The following is a 19,099-nucleotide window of genomic DNA, read 5'->3' as shown; positions in this document are numbered from 1 at the left end:
CGCAAAACCAGCCAGCCAGCATTATCGTTGACGATTTTCGCGAGCAAGCTCGCGCCTACAATTCAACTTTGACCCAGCTGATTTTCTGGTCGAGCCAGTCGGCAAATTCGTCGATAAAGCTCTGCTTGAAGCCCGCTTCGGCCCAGTTGTTGAAGATGAAGCCCAGGTTGGAAAAGCCGCACTCCTGCAAGAATAGAAACCCGTTGATGTCATCTTCATGCCCACACAGCGGGCAGGTGAAGTTGTCGGTATGGCCGGGCATCCAGTCTTCCAGGCTCTCGAACAGCGCCTCGCCGACTTCTTTAAGGCATTGCGGGCAGCCGGCTTCTTCGAGAAACCCCTTGGCCGGGGTATAGATGCAACGCTTGTAGATGATTTCCAGGCCATTGACCGGCTCGTTGAATGGCAACGCCTCGGGGTGCAACACCACGGCGCGGGCGCCGTCGGCCAGGGCATAGCCCATGCGGTTGCCGGTGCGGCCACAGGTGGTCAGTTCTTCCTTGATGATGTTCTTGCGCACCAGCCAGCGCACGATGGCCCGGGCGCGGGGTTCGTGGACGGGCAAGGTGGAGATTTTCGGGACAAGGATGCTTTGGGAATTCATGGGAGTCCTGCGGTGTGGCTGCTGGCCTCATCGCGGGCAAGCCCGGCTCCCACAGTTGATCGCATACCAATGTGGGAGCCGGGCTTGCCCGCGATAAGGCCCTAGAGCCCGGCAGCTTAATCCCTGCCACCCACAGGTCAAGTACTCAAATACCGCCCAATCAACGCTATGCCACTGGCCAGCACCAGCCACGTCACCAACCGCACAAACGCCTCGCGGGACATGCGCAGGGTCAACCTGCGCCCCGCCCACAGCCCCAGGGCCATCGCCGGCAGCAGGCACACCGCCAGCAGCAGCAAGGGCAATTGGGCATACACCCCGGCGATCAAAAACAAACTCAGGCGTACCACCGTGCTCGCGCTGATCAACGCACTTTGGGTGGCTCGCGCGCCGTCCTTGGGCAGGCGGCTGTTCAGATAAATCGCATACAAAAAGCCGCCACTGCCAAACAAGGCCCCAAACAACCCGCCCACTACGCCCATGGGCACCGACCATCCGGCAGCCAAAGCTGTGGGCTTGGCCTTTACCGCCAGGCTGTAAATGGCATAGGCGCTGATAAACAGGCCCATCAACAGCAGGAGCAGGTCCGAATGCAGGTTAAGCAAGAAGATCACACCAAGGGTGCAGCCGATGGCCATGCACGGCAGTAACCGCAATAGCTCCGGCTTGACCACATCCCGCCGCGATTGCAGCAGGTTGCCAAAGGCCGCGACGAAATCCAGCAGCACCAGCAACGGAATGATCTTCGACAGCGGCATGAACATAATCAGGATCGGCCCGGCCACCAGTGCCGTGCCGAAGCCGGCGATGCCAAACACGATATAGGCCAGGGTGATCCCCAGGCCAATCACCAGCCAATCCACCGGACCAAACGACCACTGCGCCATCAATTCAACCAGGCTCATGAAATATTCCTTGTTAGCGATGGCCCTCACTTTAGCCAAGCTGATGTGTTGCGACTAATATCTTCAAAGCCATCCATCTATCTCAAAAAGGCATGACTGGTGATTTCTACCCGACAACTGCGTTACTTCGTCGAAATAGCCGAGAGCGGCAGCTTCAGCGCCGCCGCCGAACGCCTGTTTGTCGCGCAATCGGCCCTCAGCCGGCAGATCAAGGAGTTGGAAACCCTCCTGCAAACCCCACTGTTCGAGCGCACCGCCCGCCTCCCGCGCCTGACGGCCGCCGGCGAGGCGTTTTATCCACGGGCGCGCAACCTGCTGGGCGAGTTGCACAAGGCCAGTGAATTGGCGACCCAGGTCGGCCACGGCCAACTCGGCACGCTGCGCCTGAGCCACTCCAGCACGGTGCCGATGAGCGGGCGCGTCCTGCGCGGGATCAGCGCCTGGCTGGAGCAGTGTCCCGGGGTGTCGATGGATATCGTCAAACTGTCCTCAGAAGCGCAGTTGGAGGACATTGCCGACGGTCGGCTGGAGGTCGGCCTGCTGCGCCTGCCGGTGCTGCGCCAGCGCGAAGGGGTGCGCATCGTGCCTCTGTATAAAGAGCCACTGCTGCTGGCTGTACCTCCTACCCACCCTTTGGCCCGGCATTCCTCGGCCATTGAACTGGCGCAATTGAAAGACCAAGCCTTTATTTCGATCCCCCATCCACAACGCGGCGGCCTGAGTTACCTGTCGGCCGAGTTGTGCATGCGTGCCGGATTTTTCCCCAAGGCCGCGCGGGTGATGTCGCGCAAGACCACCCAACTGCAGTTGATCCAGGCTGGATTTGGTATTGCGCTGCTGCCCGAGTCGATGCGTGATATCGCCCCGGCCAACATTCACTTCCTGCCCCTGGCCGACCCTGATTGCCACAGCACAGTGGCCCTGGCCTGTGCGCAGGCGCCGAGCGCGTTGGTTGCGCAGTTCTGTCAAACACTGGCCGAATGCCTATAAACTGCCGCCCATGACTAAAGATCTCTTGCCATGATGAAAGACCCGTTTGCCCGCCTGGGCCTGGACCGCGAGGTCCTGACTGTCAGCCAACTCAACGGCCGCGCTCGGGTGTTGCTCGAGGACGTGTTCACCAATATCTGGGTCGAAGGCGAGATCTCCAACCTCGCCCGCCCGGCCTCTGGGCATGTGTATTTCACCCTCAAGGACAGCGGCGCGCAGGTACGGTGCGCGCTGTTTCGCAACAACGCCGCGCGCGTGCGCCAGGCATTGAAGGATGGCCTGGCGGTCAAGGTGCGGGGCAAGGTCTCGCTGTTCGAGGGGCGTGGCGACTACCAGTTGATCCTCGACACTGTAGAGCCAGCCGGCGATGGTGCGCTGCGCCTGGCCTTCGATGCCTTGAAGGAAAAGCTCAGCGCCGAAGGGCTGTTCAGTGCCGAGCGCAAGGTGCCGCTGCCGGCCCATCCGCGCCGCATCGGCATTATCAGTTCACCCACCGGCGCGGTGATTCGCGACATCATCAGTGTATTCGCCCGCCGTGCACCAAACGTGCAGCTGACCCTGATCCCCACCGCCGTGCAGGGCCGCGAGGCCGTGGCGCAGATTGTCCGCGCCCTCAAGCTGGCGGATGCCCGGGGCTTTGATGCGCTGATCCTCGCCCGTGGCGGCGGCTCGCTGGAAGACCTCTGGTGTTTCAACGAAGAAGCCGTGGCCCGTGCCATCGATGCGTGTGTCACGCCTATCGTCAGTGCGGTTGGCCATGAAACCGATGTATCCATCAGTGACTTCGTGGCCGATGTGCGCGCCCCCACGCCCTCGGCTGCCGCTGAGTTGCTGGCGCCGGATGCCAGCAACCTGGTACGCCAGGTCGAAAGCCTGCACCGGCGCCTGGTGATGTTGATGCGCAATCGCCTGACCCACGACCGCCTGCGCCTGGAAGGCATGGCCCGGCGCCTGCGTCACCCCGGTGAGCGTCTGCGCCAGCAGGCCCAGCGCCTGGATGACCTGGATATGCGCCTGCGCAGGGCGTTCGAGCGCAGCCTCAATACCCGTCGCGAACGCCTGATCCGCCTCGAAACCCGCCTGGCCGGCCAGCACCCGGGGCGCCAACTGGCCCTGCTGCGCCAGCGCCTGGACAGCCTCGCCGAGCGCCTGCCCCGGGCCATGCGCGAAGGTCTCAAGGCGCGCCGCCTGCAACTGCAAAGCCAGGTGCAGACGTTGCAGGTGGTCAGCCCGCTGGCGACCCTGGGCCGTGGCTACAGCATCCTGCTGGACGAGCGCGGCCAGGCCATTCGCAATGCTGCGCAAACCCACACCGGCCAGCGCCTGACCGCGCGTCTCGGTGAGGGCCAACTGCAAGTGCGGGTGGAAGATAACCACCTGACACCCGTCACCCTTTCATTACTGGATTGATTGATGCCTCGTCTATTTAGCCTGTTGCTGCTGCTGTGCCTCGCTTTTAACGCCCACGCCGACAGCTACATCACCCGCACCCTGAACAAGCCGGTGCCCGGTGGCGTGGCCGTGGTCGACCTGGGCCCTGGGGCCGTCGCGCCAAAAGCCACTTATCAGGGCAAACCGGTGCTAGTGGTCAAGGAACAGGACAACTGGCTGGCGATTGTCGGCATCCCGCTGACGGTCAAGCCCGGTAACGAGCGCATTAGCAGTGGTGGGCGCAACCTGCCGTTTATCGTCGGTTTCAAGAAGTATCCAGAACAGCGCATCACCCTGAAGAACAAAAGCCAGGTCAACCCCGAGCCTGCGCAACTCAAGCGCATCGAGGGCGAGCTGGCCGTGCAGCTCAAGGCTTACCGCAGCTTCAGCCCGAACCTGCCGAGCAACCTGGTGCTGGACAAGCCAGTGAACGGCCCGCTGTCCAGCAAGTTCGGCGTGCGCCGCTTCTTCAACGGTGAAGAACGCAACCCGCACTCGGGCCTGGACTTCGCGGTGCCCGCTGGCACGCCGATCAAGACCCCGGCCAATGGCAAGGTGATTCTGGTGGGGAACTACTTCTTTAACGGCAACACGGTGTTCGTCGACCATGGCCAGGGCTTTATCAGCATGTTCTGCCATATGTCGAAGATTGATGTGCAGGTGGGCCAGCAACTGGTGCGCGGGGCGGTGGTTGGCAAGGTCGGTTCGACTGGCCGGGCGACCGGGCCGCATATGCATTGGAATATCAGCTTGAATGATGCGCGGGTGGACCCGGCGATCTTTATAGGGGCGTTCCAGCCTTGATCTGATCGCGGGGCAGACTGGCGTCATCGCAGGCTTGCACGCGATGGCGCCAAATCAGTCTGCACTGATTGCGCATCTGCAAACCCTCACGCAAATAAAACAAAGCTTCCAGACTTTACTCACCATAAAATCTCGTTTACCAGAGCAATAGCAGAACTTCTCTCAATTTTTTCCGACTGCTTGCCATCTTTCACCTCGCCGGTTAGGGTTGAGCTTATGAAAACCTCTCACACCCTCATTCAGCTCCGCCAGCACCGCAGCCTTTGCCTCGTCAGCGCACGACTGCCAGGCTGAATCGATCTGCCTCGTCCCCGGTTTGCATCCCTAATAAACGCTTTCTGGCAGGCCGCCTCTTCTCGGCCCTACAACAAGGATTCTTCTGATGAGCATGCTCAAAGACCCGTCTTCGAAATACCGCGCGTTCCCGACCATTGATATCCCGGATCGTACCTGGCCGTCGAAGACCATCACCACCGCGCCGATCTGGTGCAGTTCCGACTTGCGCGACGGCAACCAGTCGTTGATCGAACCGATGGACGCCGTGAAGAAACTGCGTTTCTGGAAAACCCTGGTCTCGGTGGGCGTGAAAGAGATCGAAGCCTCGTTCCCGGCCGCTTCGCAGACTGACTTCGACTTCGTACGCACCCTGATCGAAGACAACCATATCCCCGAGGACACCACCATCCAGGTGCTGACCCAGGGCCGTGAAGACTTGATCGCGCGTACTTTCGAATCCTTGCGCGGCGCCAAGAAAGCCATCGTGCACTTGTACAACGCCACCTCGCCGTCCTTCCGCCGTATCGTGTTCAATCAGGACAAGGACGGGATCAAGGCCATCGCGGTCGACGCCGCCAAGCTCTTCGTCAAGTACGCCGCCCAGCAGCCGGAAACCCAGTGGACTTTCGAGTACTCGCCAGAGACCTTCAGCGCCACTGAGCTGGAGTTCGCCAAGGAAGTATGTGACGCAGTGATCGAGGTGTGGAACCCGACGCCCGAGCACAAGATGATCCTCAACCTGCCGGCCACCGTGGAATGCGCCACGCCGAACATCTATGCCGACCAGATCGAGTGGTTCGGTCGCCATATCAACCGTCGTGACAGCGTGATCATCAGCCTGCACACCCACAACGACCGTGGCACTGGCGTCGCCGCCACCGAGCTGGGCCTGATGGCGGGTGCCGACCGTGTCGAAGGTTGCCTGTTCGGCAACGGCGAGCGTACTGGTAACGTCGACCTCGTCACCGTCGCCTTGAACCTCTACACCCAGGGCGTAAACCCTGAGTTGGACTTCTCCGATATCGACGGCGTGCGCAAAGTGGTCGAGGAGTGCAACCAGATCCCGGTGCACCCACGTCACCCGTATGTGGGCGATCTGGTCCACACCGCGTTCTCCGGCTCGCACCAGGATGCAATCCGCAAAGGCTTCGCCCAGCAGAAACCGGATGCCTTGTGGGAAGTGCCGTACTTGCCAATCGACCCGGCCGATATTGGCCGCAGCTACGAAGCGGTGATCCGCGTCAACAGCCAGTCGGGCAAGGGCGGTATCGCTTACCTGCTGGAACAGGAATACGGCATCAGCTTGCCACGCCGCATGCAGATCGAGTTCAGCCAGGTAGTCCAGGCCGAAACCGACCGCGTGGGCCTGGAGATGACCGCCTCGCAGATCCATGCGTTGCTGCAGCGTGAATACCTGCAAGCCAACACCCCGTACGCGCTGGTCAGCCACCGCTTGCAGGAAGAAAACGGCAACAGCTCGGTAGAAGTTGAAGTCTCCGGCAAGGGCCAGGGTGAAACCAACCTGCGCTGGCACGGCAAAGGCAACGGCGCGCTGGAAGCGTTGGTGGCCGGCCTGCCGATTGGTGTCGAGATCATGGACTACAACGAGCACGCGATCGGCGCAGGTACTAACGCCAAGGCTGCGGCTTACATCGAACTGCGCGTGAACGGCGAGCGTCCGGTGCATGGCGTGGGGATTGATGAAAACATCACTACGGCCAGCTTCAAGGCGGTGTTCAGCGCGCTGAACCGCTCGTTGAGCCAGCTGGAAGCGAAAGCGGCGTAACTGACCGCTGAAAAGCCAAAGGCCCCTGGATGCGAATCCAGGGGCCTTTTTACTTTGGGGGCTGGCGTGGTGCTGATGGCCCTATCGCGGGCAAGCCCGCTCCCACATTTGGAATGCATTTCCCTGTGGGAGCGGGCTTGCCCGCGATAGCTATCCCCCAGACACCAAAGATTTATCAGACAAACTGAAAGCTATCGGCATCCAGGTTCGCCGGAAACCTCTGGCGATATTCAGCCAATTGCGCCGCCTCCAGGCAGACCTGGAACACCCCGTCCGCCTCCCCTGCGCTCAACAGGCTTTCGCCCTGGAAGTCGAGGACTTGGCTGTCCCCCGTGTAAGCAAACCCCTTGCCGTCCGTCCCCACCCGGTTTACCGCCGCCACATAGCACAAGTTCTCGATGGCCCGCGCCGGCAACAGGCGGTTCCAGTGCTGGCGCCGTGCCCCCGGCCAATTGGCGGTGTACAACAACAGGTCCGTATCCTGGGCATCACGACTCCACACCGGGAAGCGCAGGTCGTAGCAGATCAGCGGGCGAATCCGCCAGCCCTTGAGCTCGAACTGCACCTGGCGCTCGCCCGGGGTGTAGTGATTGTGCTCACCCGCCATGCGAAACAGGTGCCGCTTGTCGTAGTGCAACACCTCGCCATCGGGTCGCGCCCATAACAGGCGGTTGCGGTGACTGCCATCGGCGGCCTGGATAATCACGCTGCCGGTAATGACCGAGTTGTACTGCTGCGCCTGGACCTTGAGCCACTCATGGGTCGGGCCGTTTTCGGCTTCGGCCAGGGCTTCGGACTCCATGGAAAAACCGGTGGTGAACATTTCCGGCAGCACGATCAAGTCGGCGCCCCTGGCTTGCTCCAGCAGCAACTCGAAATGCTCCAGGTTGGCCTGGCGGTCATGCCAGGCCAGGGTGGTCTGAACCAGGGCGATGTTCAGATCGGGTAACGCACTCAGATCACGCATAGTTTCTCGGCTGCTTGGCGCAGCGTCTCCTCGCGTTTGGCAAAGCACAGGCGCACCAGGCGCTGGCCTTGGGGTGGGGTCTGGTAGAACACCGAGACCGGAATCGTCGCCACGCCATGTTCGCGGGTCATCCACAGCGACATGGCCACGTCATCCAGGTCCGGGCGAATCTGTGAGTAATCCACCAGTTGAAAGTAAGTACCGGCCACCCGCGTGAAACTGAAACGCGAGGGGGCCAGCAGATCGCAGAACAGGTCACGCTTGGCCTGGTAAAAAGCCGGTAGCTCCTCGACGTGTTCAGGGTGCTCGGCCATAAAGTCGGCCAGGGCGAACTGCAACGGCGTCACGCCGCAGAAGCTGACGTATTGATGCACCTTGCGCAGTTCGGCGCTCAAGGCCGCAGGCGCAACCACGTAACCGGTTTTCCAGCCGGTGACGTGGTAGGTCTTGCCAAAAGAGCTGACCACGAACGCACGCTGATACAGCTCCTCGTGGGCCAGGACGCTGACGTGGGGCACGCCATCGAATACCAGGTGTTCGTAGACCTCATCGCTGACCAGATAGATATCGCGGTCACGGATCAGCTCGGCCAACTGGTCCAGCTCGGCACGGCTGATCAGGGCACCGCTGGGGTTGTGCGGGGTGTTGAGGATGATCATGCGCGTGCGCGGTGATAGCGCGGCCTTGATCTGCTCGAAATCCAGGCTGAAGTCCGCCAGCCCCAATGGCACATGCACACAACGACCGCCGGCCAACTCCACAGAGGGCTCGTAGCTGTCGTAGCACGGGGCGAAGACGATGACTTCATCACCGCTGCGGATCACCGCCTGGATCGCACAGAAGATCGCCTGGGTGGCGCCGGGGGTGATGGTCACCTCGCTGTCGGGATCAACCTGCACGCCGTAGCTGCGGGCGACCTTGGCCGCCACTTGCTGGCGCAGGGCCGGTAGACCGGTCATTGGCGCGTATTGGTTATGACCGTTGGCAACATGTTTGCCCACCGCGTCGAGCAAGGCCTGGGGGCCGTTGAAATCGGGGAAGCCCTGGGACAGGTTCAGCGCGCCGGTTTGCGCAGCGAGTTGCGACATGGTGGTGAAGATGGTGGTGCCGACGTTTGGCAGCTTGCTGGTGATCATTCGGTGGGCCCCTGACGGTGAGTTACAAGTTGTAAGCTGCAAGCGCCGAGGGGTCAATCGTGGGGCACAAAAAAGGGCTCGTTCAGAGCCCTTTTTGGGTAACGCCTAACTGGTATAGGTACTGGCTTGCCTGGGTAGCGGTGGGTCAGTCAGCAAGTTGGTGTCTGATCTATCGCTATCGCGGGCAAGCCCGCACACACAAGCCAGCCCCACAGTCAGCGGCGGTCTTTACGCTTTTTGTCAGCCTTCTTGTTGTGGCTCATCAAGCGACGTTTCTTGTTCACTTGGCGGTCAGTCAGGCTGTTCTTGTTGCCTTCGTACGGGTTCTCGCCACCTTTGAACTCGATGCGGATCGGCGTACCGACCAGCTTCAAGACACGACGGTAGGTGTTTTCCAGGTAGCGCACGTAGGACTTAGGCACCTTCTCGATCTGGTTACCGTGGATCACGATAATCGGCGGGTTGGCACCACCCAAGTGGGCGTAACGCAGCTTGATCCGGCGGTTGTTGACCATCGGCGGCGCGTGCTCGCCAACTGCATCCTCAAGTATCTGGGTCAGGCGGTTGGTCGGCCAGCGGGTGACCGCAGACTTGAACGAGTTCTGTACCGAGGCGTAGAGGTTGCCCACGCCGGTGCCGTGCAGCGCCGAGATAAAGTGGATGTCGGCGAAGTCGACGAAGAACAACCGGCGTTGCAGCTCGACCTTGACGAAGTCACGCTCGCTCGGGGTCATGCCGTCCCATTTGTTGATCGCGATCACCAATGCCCGACCGGCCTCCAGGGCAAAGCCCAGCAGGTTGAGGTCGTGGTCGACCACGCCTTCGCGGGCGTCCATGACGAAGATCACCACGTTGGCGTCTTTGATCGCCTGCAGGGTTTTCACCACCGAGAACTTTTCGACTTCCTCGTGGATCTTGCCGCGCTTGCGCACACCGGCGGTGTCGATCAGCGTGTACTTCTCGTCGTTGCGCTCGAACGGGATGTAGATGCTGTCACGGGTGGTGCCGGGCTGGTCATAGACGATTACCCGGTCTTCACCGAGCATGCGGTTGACCAGGGTCGACTTGCCGACGTTCGGACGGCCAATGATGGCGATCTTGATGCCGTCTTTTTCGCTTGGGCCAGGAATGCGCTTGGCTTCCTCACCTTCGGCAACGAGCTCTTCTTCGCCTTCAACTTCGTCGGCGTCATCCTTGGGGAAGTCGCGCAGGGCGATTTCCAGCATCTGGGTGATGCCGCGACCATGGGCACCGGCGACCGGGATCGCGTCACCCAGGCCCATCGGGCTGAATTCGGCGCGGGCCGCCTCAGGATCGATGTTGTCGATCTTGTTGGCGATCAGATAGGAACGCTTGTTGCGCTTGCGCAGGTGCTCGCCGATCATCTGGTCGGCAGCGGTGTAGCCCGCACGGGCATCCACCAGGAACAACACGACATCGGCTTCTTCAATGGCCAGCAGCGACTGCTCGGCCATCTTTTCGTCCATGCCATGCTCGTCACCGGAGATACCACCGGTGTCGACAATAATGTAGGAGCGCCCTTGCCACTTTGCCTCACCGTATTGGCGATCACGGGTCAGACCGGACAAGTCGCCGACGATGGCGTCGCGAGTCCTGGTCAGGCGGTTGAACAAGGTGGACTTGCCGACGTTAGGTCGGCCCACCAGGGCGATTACGGGAACCATGCGGCTCTCCACTGCGTTATTTCAGAAAATACAAAAGCCGCTGCAAGGCAGCGGCTGGTGCTCGGGGCGGCATTTGAAATGCCACATGCCCTGCTCTGCCCCCGCTACTGTAGGAGCGAGCTTGCTCGCGAAAAACCCGAGGACGACGCGTTTATCCAGAAAACCCGCGTTATCGTTGACGTCCTTCGCGAGCAAGCTCGCTCCTACAGCAACAGGTATTGAAGTAGGGCCGCCTGGGGGTTACCCCAAGCATAGTTCTTACTTGATGGTCAGGGCTTCCAGCTTGCCGCTGTTACCAAACACATAAAGCATGTTGCCTACCACCAGCGGACGCGCACGCAGGCCGTCGCTGTCGATACGTTCACGGCCGACAAAGCGCCCGTCCACCTGGCTCAGCAGGTGCAGGTAACCTTCCAGGTCGCCTACCGCTACATAGCTGGAGAACACTTCCGGCGCCGACAGTTGACGGCGAGCCAGCGAGTCGTTGCTCCACAGGGCTGTGGTGGAACGCTCGTCGACGCTTTCAACGGTACCGGATGCCAGGCTCACGTAGACGCTGCCAAACCCTTGGGCGACACCGGCGTAGCTGGAGGCATCACGCTGCCAGAGAACACGGCCGCTTTGCAGGTCCAGCGCCGCAACGCGGCCCTGGTAAGTGGCGACGTACAGGGTTTCACCCGACAGCAGCAAGCCACCGTCGATGTCCACGACACGGTCCAACTCGGAGCGACCTTGCGGAATGGCGACCCGCGATTCCCAGGCCGGCACGCCGTTCTGGGTATCCAGGGCGACCACTTTACCGGTCGAAAGACCTGCCAGCGCCAGGTTATTGGTCACAACCGGACCACTGGTACCGCGCAATGTCAGCACCGCAGGGGTGCTGTCGTACAGCCAGCGCTGCTCACCGGTGTTGGCGTCAAGGCCGATGACACGGTCATCCTGGGTTTGCACCACGACGATATCGCCATTGGTGGCAGGCGGTGCGAGCACTTCACTGGTCACGCGAGCGCGCCATTTCTCTTCACCGGTGCTCGAATCCAGGGCAACGACTTCGCCTTTCAGCGTGCCGATCATCACCATGCCGTAACCCACGCCAACGGCGCCGGAAACCGGCAGTTCGAGATCTTTCTTCCACTTGACGTCGCCGTTCATGCGGTCCATGGAGATCACGACACCATTCACGTCAGCGGCCACAATGTTGTCACCGTCGATTGCCGGTACCAACATGTTGTAGGTATCACCCTGGCCGTCACCGATGGAGCGGCTCCACTGCTTTTGCAGGACCACTTCTTCCTTGAAGCTGGTCAGCTCGGCCGGAGGCAGTTCTTTTTTGCTGTTGCTGCTGCAACCCGCGGCCAAAACGGCCAGAGCCAGCAATGCTGCATGTTTCCAACGGATCACGTCACGCATCCCCTTTGGCCAAGTCGTCCAGCTTGATTTGTAAGCCACCGACCGCTGCTTCATCAGACAGCGCAGCCTTGGCTTTTTGGTACGCAGCATTGGCTTCGTCGGTACGACCCAATTGGACCAGCAGGTCCCCCTTGAGCTCTTCGCGAGTGGCTACAAATGCCTTGTCAGCATCGCCGTCGAGCAGTTTCAGTGCTTCGTCGGCCTTGTTCTGTGCAGCCAGGACCTGGGCCAGGCGCTGACGTGCGATTTCACCCAGGGTCGGGTTGCTCGGCTTGTCGGCGATGGCTTTGAGTTCGGAGGCTGCGTCATCCAGCTTGCCGGTATCGACCGCGACTTTCGCGACGAACAGGCTGCCGTATTGGGCGTAGGTGCTACCGCCAAATTCGTTTTTCAGCTTGCCGGCCAGGTCCGCCACTTGGGCAGGATCAGGCTTGCCAGTAGGGGTCAGCGTGGTTTCCAGCAGTTGCTGATAGAGCATCGAGGCGCCTTGCGACTGATTGCTCTGATACTTCTGGAACGCCTGCCAACCGAACACCACCACCAGCGCCAACAGGCCGCCAGTTACCAGGGGTTTGCCGTTACGCTGCCACCAGTCTTTGAACTCGGCCAGCTGATCATCTTCAGTACTCGACACCCCAATACTCCTTAATCGCTAAATTCGGCTGTTTGACAGCTTCAACCCTGCACGATGCAGGTGGCCAAGTGCGCGGCAAGCGCATCAAAGGCAATGCTTTGTTGTTCGCCCTGGCCACGCAGGGGTTTGACACTTACTACTTGCTGGGCCAGTTCATCGTCGCCCAGGATCAGCGCGTACAACGCGCCACTCTTGTCGGCTTTCTTGAATTGGCTCTTGAAGCTGCCAGCGCCGGCATTGACCTGCAGGCGCAGGCTCGGCAGTTGGTCGCGCAACTGTTCGCTCAAGGCCAGGCCAGCCAGTTCGGCCGCCTCGCCAAAGGCGCACAGGTACACGTCCACCTGACGGGAAATTTCTTCGGGGATCTGCTCCAGGGTTTCCAGCAGCAGGATCAGCCGCTCGATGCCCATGGCAAAGCCCACGCCCGTGGTCGGCTTGCCGCCCATCTGCTCGACCAGGCCGTCGTAGCGACCACCGGCACACACGGTGCCCTGGGCGCCGAGCTTGTCGGTGACCCACTCGAACACGGTCTTGCTGTAGTAATCGAGGCCGCGCACCAACTTGGGGTTGATCACGTAGGGAATACCGGCCGCATCCAGGCGAGCCTTGAGGCCCTCGAAATGCGTGCGGGATTCATCGTCCAGGTAGTCGGCCATTTTCGGCGCGTCGACCAGCACGGCCTGGGTGTCGGCGTTCTTGGTATCGAGGACGCGCAACGGGTTGGTCTTCAGGCGACGCTGGCTGTCTTCATCGAGCTTGTCCAGGTGGGCCGACAGGTACTCGACCAGGGCTTCGCGGTAGCGGCCACGGGATTCGCTGGTGCCCAGGCTGTTGAGTTCGAGCTTGACCGCGTCGCGAATGCTCAACTGGCCCCACAGACGCCAGGTCAGCACGATCAGCTCGGCATCGATATCCGGGCCATCGAGGTTGAAGACTTCGCAACCGATCTGGTGAAACTGGCGATAACGGCCTTTTTGCGGGCGTTCGTGCCGGAACATCGGGCCGATGTACCACAGCTTCTGAGTCTGCCCACCACCGGTGATGCCATGTTCGAGCACGGCGCGCACGCACGCAGCGGTACCTTCCGGACGCAGGGTCAGGGAGTCGCCGTTGCGGTCTTCGAAGGTGTACATCTCTTTTTCGACGATGTCGGTCACTTCACCGATGGAGCGTTTGAACAGCTCGGTGAACTCGACGATTGGCATGCGGATCTGCTTGTAACCGTAGTTATCCAGCAGGCGCGCGACCGTGCTCTCGAAATAGCGCCACAGGGGCGTCTGTTCGGGCAGGATGTCGTTCATGCCACGGATGGCTTGCAGAGACTTGCTCACATCAAATCCTTAAATTCGTTCAATCAGCCGCGAGCGATCAGCGCTGCGTCTGCGGCGACCTTCTCGGCCGCTTTGTCGCGGATCAGCTTTTCGAGCTGATCCACCAGATTGTCATTCGTCAATTTCTGCGACGGCTTGCCGTCGATGTAAATCAGGTTCGGGGTACCGCCGGTCAGGCCCACATGTGCCTCTTTGGCCTCACCTGGCCCGTTGACCACACAACCGATGACCGCGACATCCAGCGGCACCAGCAGGTCTTCCAGGCGTACTTCCAACTCGTTCATGGTTTTCACCACGTCGAAGTTCTGCCGCGAGCAGCTCGGGCAGGCAATAAAATTGATGCCACGGGAGCGTAGATGCAGGGATTTGAGAATGTCGTAGCCGACTTTCACTTCCTCTACCGGGTCCGCCGCCAGGGAGATGCGAATGGTATCGCCAATCCCGTCGGCCAGCAGCATACCGAGACCTACTGCAGATTTCACTGTGCCTGAACGCAAACCGCCGGCTTCAGTGATGCCCAGGTGCAACGGCTGCACGATTTCCTTGGCCAACAGGCGGTAGGCTTCTACGGCCATGAACACGTCGGAAGCCTTTACGCTGACCTTGAAGTCCTGGAAATTCAGGCGTTCAAGGTGCTCGACATGGCGCAGTGCGGACTCGACCAGCGCTGCCGGAGTAGGCTCGCCATATTTCTTTTGCAGGTCTTTTTCCAGGGAACCGGCGTTGACGCCGATACGGATCGGGATCCCGCGATCGCGGGCAGCGTCGACCACGGCACGCACTCGGTCTTCGCGGCCGATGTTGCCCGGGTTGATCCGCAGACAGTCGACGCCCAGTTCGGCTACGCGCAGAGCGATCTTGTAGTCGAAGTGAATATCGGCGACCAACGGCACCTTGACCAGTTGCTTGATGCGGCCGAAAGCTTCGGCGGCGTCCATATCCGGCACGGAAACCCGCACGATATCGACGCCCGCAGCCTCCAGGCGGTTGATCTGGGCCACGGTGGCCGCCACATCATTGGTGTCGCTGTTGGTCATGCTCTGTACGGCGATGGGGGCATCGCCACCCACCGGCACGGAGCCAACCCAGATCTTGCGCGATACGCGACGTTTGATTGGAGATTCGCCGTGCATGACTATTGTCCCAACTTCAGGCGAGCGGTCTCGCCACTGGTGAACGGCGCCACGTCCACAGGCTGGCCGTTGTAGGCCACTTGCGCACCACGGGCAAAGCCCAGACGCAGCGTCAAAGGAGGCTTGCCGACCTGATCAAGCGTATCTCCCTTACGCTTCAAAGCACTGAACAGGACCTTGCCATTGCCATCGGTGACTTGTGTCCAGCAGTCAGCGACGTAGGTAATCTGGAGACGGCCATCGCCGGCCACACTGGCAGGCGCCTGGGCGACAGGGGCGGCTACCGTTGGCGCGACCGGGGTCGGGGCCGGAGCGGCGGGCGCCTGGGCCGCAGTGGCCGGGGCCGGGGTTGCCGGCACGGATGGAGCCGGCGCAACGGCGGCCGGAGCCGATTCAGTGCCGGCATCGACGGGCGGTTGAGCCGCTTGCAGGTCAAGGTTGGTTCCAGCTGCGGCCTCGCCCTGGGCCACAGCCTGGTCTTCCGGCTCGTCCAGGGGGTGGATCTGGGTGGTGCCGTCGGCGCTTTCGACTTCGACATGCTCCAGGGCGTTGCTGACCAGGTCCTTGCTGCGCAGCGAGGTCTGATCCTGCCACCAGATAAAGCCACCACCGATCACTGCAATCAGCAGCAACAGGCTGACAATTCGCAAAATAGTGTGGGAAACGCGCACCGGCTCTTCAATACGACCGAGACCGTGCACGTTGCTGCCCTGGGAGTCGGTACCGGTGAACTGGTCGAATTGCTGGACCAGGATGGCCTGGTCGGTGCCCAACAGCTTGGCGTAGGCACGGATATAACCGCGGGCGAAGGTATGCCCGGGCAGTTTGTCGAACGCGCCGTTTTCCAGGTTGCCCAGGGAAGTGGTGGTCAAATTGAGCTTGAGGGCCACTTCTTCCAGTGACCAACCATTGCTTTCGCGGGCCTGACGCAAGGTCTCGCCTGGGTTAACGCGATTAGCGGCTACAACTTCCGGGTGCGCGGCTTTCATCATTGCTCCGACAGGTATTGCTGATATTCCGGCGTACCGGGATAGAGTCGTTCTAGTTGCTGGCCAAAACGTGCGGCCTTGTCGCGTTCTTCATGAACCGTGGCCAGGCGCACACCGAGCAATAGACTACGTGCATTTTGCCCACTGAGCAGGCTAAAACGCTCGTAATAGTCACGTGCCGGCACATAATGCCTGTCTTCAAACGACAACTGGGCCATTTCAAGCAAGGCCCGTGGCTGGCGTTGGTTCAGGTGCAGGGCTTTTTCCAGCTGCTGGCGGGCGTTTTCCCGCTGGCCAAGGCGCACAGACGTCACCCCAAGGTTCTCGAAAACCCGCGAACGTTCAGGATATAGGGTATCAGTGGCTGCCTGCTGGAAATAACCGGATGCTTGTTCATAACGTTCCTGCTGGAACAGGAAGCTGCCGTAGTTATTGAGCAGGCGCGGATCATGGGGGCGAACCGCCAGAGCCTTCTGGTAATACTGGTCGGCCAACTCGGGCTCGGCCTGGGCCTGGAATACCAGGGCCAGCGCCGCATTGGCGTCGGCATCCTGGTTGTCGAGGGCCAGGGCCTTTTGCAGCGGCACCTTGGCCTGCTCGCTCAACCCCTGGCGCAGGTAACCCAGCCCCAACTGCACATAGGCAGCACGCGCTTCGTCACGGCCCTTGCCGGTTTGCAACGGGCTGTCAGAGCCCGATGAAACACAGCCAACCGAGAGGCTGGCAACAAGCAAAAGCAGCGCAAGGCGCAAGGGCATAGAGATCCTCTCTCAGATTCGATTCACAGCAATTTGCGGCAAATCGTCGGCGGCGTTCAGTTCACGCACGGCGATATAACGCTCGCTGCGACGGGTGCGGTCCAGCACCTGTCCGACCAATTGGCCACAGGCGGCGTCGATGTCTTCACCACGGGTGGTGCGCACAGTCACGTTGTAGCCTGCCTGGTGCAGTTGATCCTGGAAACGGCGGATGGCGTTGTTGCTCGGCCGCTCGTAGCCAGAATGGGGAAACGGGTTGAACGGGATCAGGTTGATCTTGCACGGGGTGTTCTTGAGCAACTCGATCATCTCGACCGCGTGTTCGACCTTGTCGTTGATGTCCTTGAGCATGGTGTACTCAATGGTCAGCACGCGCTTCTCACCCAAGGTCGCCATATAACGCTGGCAAGACTCGAGCAGCATCTTAAGCGGATACTTCTTGTTGATCGGCACCAATTGGTTACGCAATGCGTCATTGGGTGCGTGCAGCGACAACGCCAGGGAGACGTCGATGTGCTTGGCCAGCTCATCGATCATCGGGACCACGCCGGAGGTCGACAGGGTCACACGGCGCTTGGAGATGCCGTAGCCCAGGTCGTCCATCATCAAATGCATGGCCGCAATCACGTTGTCGAAGTTCAGCAGCGGCTCACCCATGCCCATCATCACCACGTTGGTGATGGCACGGTCGACGGTTGCCGGGACGCTGCCAAAGGATTTGTTGGCAATCCACACCTGGCCGATGACTTCGGCGGCGGTGAGGTTGCTATTGAAGCCTTGCTTGCCGGTGGAGCAGAAACTGCAGTCCAGGGCACAGCCTGCCTGGGACGAAACGCACAAAGTGCCGCGCTTGCCCTGGGGAATGTAGACGGTCTCGACGCAACTGCCGGACGCCACGCGCACCACCCACTTACGGGTGCCGTCGCTGGAGATGTCCTCGCTGACAACCTCGGGACCACGGACCTCGGCAATAGCCTTGAGCTTGTCGCGCAGGGCCTTGCTGACGTTCGTCATGGCGTCGAAATCGTCGACGCCAAAGTGGTGAATCCACTTCATTACCTGACCGGCACGGAAACGCTTCTCCCCGATTGAGTCGAAGAATTTTTCCATTTCCTGTTGAGTCAGCCCCAGCAGGTTGGTTTTTACAGTCGATGTAGTCATGGATTCACCTTCACTCTTAAGCCAATGCTTAGCGAGTGGTTACTTCAGTAGCTGCGAAGAAGTACGAAATTTCGCGAGCAGCAGCGGCTTCGGAGTCCGAACCGTGTACAGCGTTGGCGTCGATGGAGTCAGCGAAGTCAGCACGGATGGTGCCGGCAGCAGCTTCTTTAGGGTTGGTAGCGCCCATCAGCTCACGGTTCAGAGCGATAGCGTTTTCGCCTTCCAGAACCTGTACAACAACAGGACCGGAGATCATGAAGGCAACCAGGTCGCCGAAGAAACCACGAGCGCTGTGCTCAGCGTAGAAGCCTTCAGCTTCAGCCTTGGACAGTTGCTTGAGTTTCGAAGCTACAACCTTCAGGCCGGCTTTTTCGAAACGAGTGGTGATCTCGCCGATGACGTTTTTTGCAACAGCGTCAGGCTTGATGATGGAGAAAGTACGTTGAACAGCCATGGTGTAACTCCAGAAACGGTAATTTGCGAAAAATTAAACCCGCGAATTATACGCGGGTTCTTGGGTATTGCCTAACCTGCGGGGATGATCAGTCTATTTCTTCTATCCAGAGCGCCTGAACTGCTTCCAACACCTTCTCGCCGCAGCGACCGGAGGTGTTGTCGAAATCAGGAAGCTCCATGATCCAGCGCTGCAGGTCGACAAAGTTGACCTTCAGCGGATCAATATCCGGCTTGGTTTCAGCCAACTCTTCAGCAATGCGCTGTACATCATTCCAGCCATAATTCATGACAGCACTACCAGTCAGTGCGGCGCTTCGGCCGCATGGTTGAGGGAATACTTCGGAATTTCGACGGTGAGGTCTTCAGTCCCCACCTTTGCCTGACAGCTCAGGCGCGAAGTCGGTTCCAGGCCCCATGCCCTATCAAGATAGTCCTCTTCCAGCTCATCGGCCTCTTCGAGGCTATTGAAACCTTCGCGGATAATGCAGTGACAGGTGGTGCAGGCATTGACGCCACCACAGGCACTCTCAATCTCGATGTGGTTGTCATGGGCGACTTCGAGAAGGGACTTGCCGGTCTCAGCCTCCACGACCATACCGTCCGGGCAATGCTCGGCGTGTGGCAGAAAAATGACCTGCGGCAT

The 19,099-nt window shown here is 60.3% G+C and carries 20 protein-coding genes; 4 read left to right on the top strand and 16 right to left on the bottom strand.

The window, feature by feature from the left end:
• Positions 1–55 precede the first annotated feature (55 nt).
• Entirely contained in the window at positions 56–604 is a 549-nt protein-coding gene (locus tag GDV60_RS06095) for a sugar ABC transporter ATPase (RefSeq protein WP_070994745.1), read from the bottom strand.
• A gap of 137 nt (positions 605–741) precedes the next feature.
• Positions 742–1,509, bottom strand: coding sequence for a sulfite exporter TauE/SafE family protein (locus tag GDV60_RS06090; protein WP_070994744.1), 768 nt, complete (start codon positions 1,507–1,509; stop codon positions 742–744).
• 99 nt (positions 1,510–1,608) lie between these two features.
• Between GDV60_RS06090 and GDV60_RS06085 the strand changes: the two genes are divergently transcribed.
• The 4 genes from GDV60_RS06085 to leuA all read left to right on the top strand — a co-directional run bounded on the left by GDV60_RS06085 (position 1,609) and on the right by leuA (position 6,796).
• A complete protein-coding gene (locus GDV60_RS06085; protein WP_070994743.1) occupies positions 1,609–2,499 on the top strand; it encodes a LysR family transcriptional regulator in 891 nt (296 codons plus the stop codon).
• 30 nt (positions 2,500–2,529) lie between these two features.
• Entirely contained in the window at positions 2,530–3,909 is a 1,380-nt protein-coding gene (gene xseA, locus GDV60_RS06080) for an exodeoxyribonuclease VII large subunit (RefSeq protein WP_070994742.1), read from the top strand.
• Between the two features lie 3 nt (positions 3,910–3,912).
• On the top strand, positions 3,913–4,734 hold the full coding sequence (locus GDV60_RS06075; protein ID WP_159906597.1) for a M23 family metallopeptidase: 822 nt from the start codon (positions 3,913–3,915) through the stop codon (positions 4,732–4,734).
• A 382-nt stretch (positions 4,735–5,116) separates the two neighbouring features.
• Positions 5,117–6,796, top strand: coding sequence for a 2-isopropylmalate synthase (gene leuA / locus GDV60_RS06070; RefSeq protein ID WP_029298525.1), 1,680 nt, complete (start codon positions 5,117–5,119; stop codon positions 6,794–6,796).
• Positions 6,797–6,971: 175 nt separating this feature from the next.
• Here the strand turns inward: leuA and GDV60_RS06065 are convergent, their stop codons facing one another.
• The 14 genes from GDV60_RS06065 to fdx all read right to left on the bottom strand — a co-directional run bounded on the left by GDV60_RS06065 (position 6,972) and on the right by fdx (position 19,099).
• Positions 6,972–7,763: an amidohydrolase gene (locus tag GDV60_RS06065; RefSeq protein ID WP_092237314.1), complete on the bottom strand. Its 792-nt coding sequence runs from the start codon at positions 7,761–7,763 to the stop codon at positions 6,972–6,974.
• A complete protein-coding gene (locus tag GDV60_RS06060) occupies positions 7,751–8,899 on the bottom strand; it encodes a pyridoxal phosphate-dependent aminotransferase (protein WP_159906595.1) in 1,149 nt (382 codons plus the stop codon). The genes GDV60_RS06065 and GDV60_RS06060 overlap by 13 nt, the downstream gene beginning before the upstream one ends.
• Positions 8,900–9,114: 215 nt before the next feature.
• Positions 9,115–10,584, bottom strand: a complete 1,470-nt coding sequence (gene der / locus GDV60_RS06055; RefSeq protein WP_029298532.1) for a ribosome biogenesis GTPase Der — start codon at positions 10,582–10,584, stop codon at positions 9,115–9,117.
• A gap of 21 nt (positions 10,585–10,605) precedes the next feature.
• Positions 10,606–10,779, bottom strand: a complete 174-nt coding sequence (locus GDV60_RS06050; RefSeq protein ID WP_158682871.1) for a hypothetical protein — start codon at positions 10,777–10,779, stop codon at positions 10,606–10,608.
• 63 nt (positions 10,780–10,842) lie between these two features.
• Entirely contained in the window at positions 10,843–11,994 is a 1,152-nt protein-coding gene (gene bamB / locus GDV60_RS06045) for an outer membrane protein assembly factor BamB (RefSeq protein WP_029298534.1), read from the bottom strand.
• Positions 11,987–12,628, bottom strand: coding sequence for a tetratricopeptide repeat protein (locus GDV60_RS06040; RefSeq protein WP_029298536.1), 642 nt, complete (start codon positions 12,626–12,628; stop codon positions 11,987–11,989). Before GDV60_RS06040 ends, bamB begins: the two co-directional genes overlap by 8 nt.
• Before the next feature lie 41 nt (positions 12,629–12,669).
• Complete coding sequence (hisS, locus tag GDV60_RS06035; protein ID WP_159906593.1) at positions 12,670–13,959, bottom strand: histidine--tRNA ligase; 1,290 nt, start codon at positions 13,957–13,959, stop codon at positions 12,670–12,672.
• Between the two features lie 23 nt (positions 13,960–13,982).
• Complete coding sequence (gene ispG, locus GDV60_RS06030; protein WP_029298540.1) at positions 13,983–15,092, bottom strand: flavodoxin-dependent (E)-4-hydroxy-3-methylbut-2-enyl-diphosphate synthase; 1,110 nt, start codon at positions 15,090–15,092, stop codon at positions 13,983–13,985.
• Positions 15,093–15,094: 2 nt separating this feature from the next.
• A complete protein-coding gene (locus tag GDV60_RS06025; protein WP_159906591.1) occupies positions 15,095–16,081 on the bottom strand; it encodes a RodZ family helix-turn-helix domain-containing protein in 987 nt (328 codons plus the stop codon).
• Positions 16,081–16,839 (bottom strand): type IV pilus biogenesis/stability protein PilW, encoded by a 759-nt coding sequence (gene pilW / locus GDV60_RS06020; protein WP_029298544.1) that lies wholly within the window; start codon positions 16,837–16,839, stop codon positions 16,081–16,083. The genes GDV60_RS06025 and pilW overlap by 1 nt, the downstream gene beginning before the upstream one ends.
• A 12-nt stretch (positions 16,840–16,851) precedes the next feature.
• Positions 16,852–18,000, bottom strand: coding sequence for a 23S rRNA (adenine(2503)-C(2))-methyltransferase RlmN (gene rlmN / locus GDV60_RS06015; RefSeq protein WP_029298546.1), 1,149 nt, complete (start codon positions 17,998–18,000; stop codon positions 16,852–16,854).
• Positions 18,001–18,028: 28 nt separating this feature from the next.
• Positions 18,029–18,454 carry a nucleoside-diphosphate kinase gene (gene ndk / locus GDV60_RS06010; RefSeq protein ID WP_017846179.1) on the bottom strand — a complete coding sequence of 142 codons (426 nt, stop codon included), beginning with the start codon at positions 18,452–18,454 and terminating at the stop codon, positions 18,029–18,031.
• An 88-nt stretch (positions 18,455–18,542) separates the two neighbouring features.
• Positions 18,543–18,743, bottom strand: coding sequence for a Fe-S cluster assembly protein IscX (gene iscX / locus GDV60_RS06005; RefSeq protein WP_092233830.1), 201 nt, complete (start codon positions 18,741–18,743; stop codon positions 18,543–18,545).
• A 14-nt stretch (positions 18,744–18,757) separates the two neighbouring features.
• Positions 18,758–19,099, bottom strand: coding sequence for an ISC system 2Fe-2S type ferredoxin (fdx, locus tag GDV60_RS06000; RefSeq protein ID WP_029298551.1), 342 nt, complete (start codon positions 19,097–19,099; stop codon positions 18,758–18,760).

The organism is Pseudomonas sp. DTU12.1 (genome assembly GCF_009873475.1).
Classification (GTDB): Bacteria; Pseudomonadota; Gammaproteobacteria; order Pseudomonadales; family Pseudomonadaceae; genus Aquipseudomonas; species Aquipseudomonas proteolytica.
This window is presented reverse-complemented; position numbering and strand designations above follow the sequence as displayed.

Coding starts and splice junctions, on each gene's coding strand:
- GDV60_RS06095 (WP_070994745.1), bottom strand. CDS start 604: ATGAATTCCCAAAGCATCCTTGTCCCGAAAATCTCCACCTTGCCCGTC.
- GDV60_RS06090 (WP_070994744.1), bottom strand. CDS start 1,509: ATGAGCCTGGTTGAATTGATGGCGCAGTGGTCGTTTGGTCCGGTGGAT.
- xseA (WP_070994742.1), top strand. CDS start 2,530: ATGATGAAAGACCCGTTTGCCCGCCTGGGCCTGGACCGCGAGGTCCTG.
- GDV60_RS06075 (WP_159906597.1), top strand. CDS start 3,913: ATGCCTCGTCTATTTAGCCTGTTGCTGCTGCTGTGCCTCGCTTTTAAC.
- leuA (WP_029298525.1), top strand. CDS start 5,117: ATGAGCATGCTCAAAGACCCGTCTTCGAAATACCGCGCGTTCCCGACC.
- GDV60_RS06065 (WP_092237314.1), bottom strand. CDS start 7,763: ATGCGTGATCTGAGTGCGTTACCCGATCTGAACATCGCCCTGGTTCAG.
- GDV60_RS06060 (WP_159906595.1), bottom strand. CDS start 8,899: ATGATCACCAGCAAGCTGCCAAACGTCGGCACCACCATCTTCACCACC.
- der (WP_029298532.1), bottom strand. CDS start 10,584: ATGGTTCCCGTAATCGCCCTGGTGGGCCGACCTAACGTCGGCAAGTCC.
- bamB (WP_029298534.1), bottom strand. CDS start 11,994: ATGCGTGACGTGATCCGTTGGAAACATGCAGCATTGCTGGCTCTGGCC.
- ispG (WP_029298540.1), bottom strand. CDS start 15,092: ATGCACGGCGAATCTCCAATCAAACGTCGCGTATCGCGCAAGATCTGG.
- GDV60_RS06025 (WP_159906591.1), bottom strand. CDS start 16,081: ATGAAAGCCGCGCACCCGGAAGTTGTAGCCGCTAATCGCGTTAACCCA.
- pilW (WP_029298544.1), bottom strand. CDS start 16,839: ATGCCCTTGCGCCTTGCGCTGCTTTTGCTTGTTGCCAGCCTCTCGGTT.
- rlmN (WP_029298546.1), bottom strand. CDS start 18,000: ATGACTACATCGACTGTAAAAACCAACCTGCTGGGGCTGACTCAACAG.
- ndk (WP_017846179.1), bottom strand. CDS start 18,454: ATGGCTGTTCAACGTACTTTCTCCATCATCAAGCCTGACGCTGTTGCA.
- iscX (WP_092233830.1), bottom strand. CDS start 18,743: ATGAATTATGGCTGGAATGATGTACAGCGCATTGCTGAAGAGTTGGCT.
- fdx (WP_029298551.1), bottom strand. CDS start 19,099: ATGCCGCAGGTCATTTTTCTGCCACACGCCGAGCATTGCCCGGACGGT.